Source organism: Sulfoacidibacillus ferrooxidans, from assembly GCF_022606465.1.
GTDB classification, from domain to species: domain Bacteria; phylum Bacillota; class Bacilli; order Alicyclobacillales; family SLC66; genus Sulfoacidibacillus; species Sulfoacidibacillus ferrooxidans.
On record NZ_JALBUF010000048.1, the window covers coordinates 1 to 1759 of the forward strand.

General features: G+C 40.4%; 1 protein-coding gene. It reads right to left on the reverse strand.

The window, feature by feature from the left end:
* Window positions 1-115 precede the first annotated feature (115 nt).
* Window positions 116-1657, reverse strand: coding sequence for an IS1182 family transposase (locus tag MM817_RS16245; RefSeq protein ID WP_241717073.1), 1542 nt, complete (start codon window positions 1655-1657; stop codon window positions 116-118).
* Window positions 1658-1759: the final 102 nt, after the last annotated feature.

The following is a 1759-nucleotide window of genomic DNA, read 5'->3' on the forward strand; positions in this document are numbered from 1 at the left end:
GGGAGACCTCTGAAAAAGTGGGGTATAATCAATATTTTTTATCGAATGTAACTCTATTTGATCACTTTTGAGACTATAAGCTTGATCACAGATGCATATTCTATTCATTTTTTTATCATGAAGTAACCAAAAGGGCAGACCGCTCCTGTTTTCGTTTTTCCATGATTAGCTTAGTCATTCTCTTAACGTTAGAAGCAATTGTGCTCATCAATGCATGGATATAGGCTCTCTCTAAACCGCGATAGCGGCTGCGTCTGAGACCGTGGTTCCGTACTTTATCTGCATGGCGACGCTCAATTAACCATCGACTTTTCCTAGCTTCCTTATACTCATCTGTTTTATAGTGTTCACGTGCTTGTTGAAATTCAGCGTAATAATCGCTGATAAATACATTGCGGATACTTTTACTTGTTGTACATTGCGCTCTTAACGGGCAATCTTGGCACTGAGTTTTGGTAAATCGAAATTCATATCCGGCCCGATCTTCTTTCGCCTTGGTTCGATCTCTGTAAGAATGGCTAACGATACCGTTGGGACAAGTTACTTGCATATTTTCTAGGTCAAAATGAAAGTGTTCAGGAGTAAATAGACCGGACACCTGTTGTTTCGTTTTCATCCAGCTTATATGACCAATCATATTATTTTCTTGGAGAAAGCGAAGGTTTTTTCCGAACCAGTACCCTTTATCAGCCGAAAGTTCTTTAGGCAAGAATCCATAATGATCTTGAAATTGTTTGATGAGGTCGATCAGTTGATCGCCATCTTCGGCGTTGGCCGGAGTTACCTTTACTGCTGTGATGATTTCGGTTTCTTCATCGATCATGATATGGTCCTTATAACCTTGGATTTTGCGCATATCTGATTTGTGTCCCGTACGCGCATGGGTGTCCACAACGCTGATGAGGCGATCGGTAGCATCCTCATCACGATCAGAAATGACTTTCTTGAGGGTAACGAGAGCTTCGTTCGGTTGCTTTTCTTCGTGTAACAGCGGCTCCGCGATGTCCACGAGCTCACTGGCAAGTTGGAGGATCACTGGTAATTTCTCGTCTCGAGTTTTCCCTTTGAGTTCCTCCCAGAGATCAATCATTCGTTGTTCAAACTTTTGGGATATCTCCTGATTGATTGAGCTTACATCGATAAGAACCCTCCTATATGCTTGCCGAACCAGAGAAAGCCATGTGGGGATAGCAACGTCGGCAATGATATGGGTGGAATCCATAATCGATCGTTTAGACGTAGCCGATATGAATCCATGTTCGATGCACTGATCCACTAAACGCTTAAAGATATCCTGGAATTTCTCCAATCCAACACGTTTCACACGAAAATAACTAATCGTACTATCATCTGGTAATTCATCGTCTATGTTCAAATCTAAAAACCATCGATAAGCCAAGTTCACTTGAATATGACTAATCACTTGAACATCGGAAAGAGTATATAGATATTCTAAAAGACAAATTTTGAAAAGAAACACTGGATCTTCAGCAGGACGGCCATAGTCAGCAGAGTATTGATCGGCTAACAAGTTTCGAATAAAAGAAAAATCAATGTGCTGAGCGATATTCCGTAATAAATGATGTTGAGGGATCACCTTGTCATAATAATATTGATCAAAACCAGAGATTTGTTTCCCGTTATCTTTACGAAGCATCGAAGATACCTCCCAAACGATTCTATATTTCTATTATACACTATATATAGATATATATGGACATCTATCGGCGTTTTATCTTGACTTTTTCGGAGGTCTCCA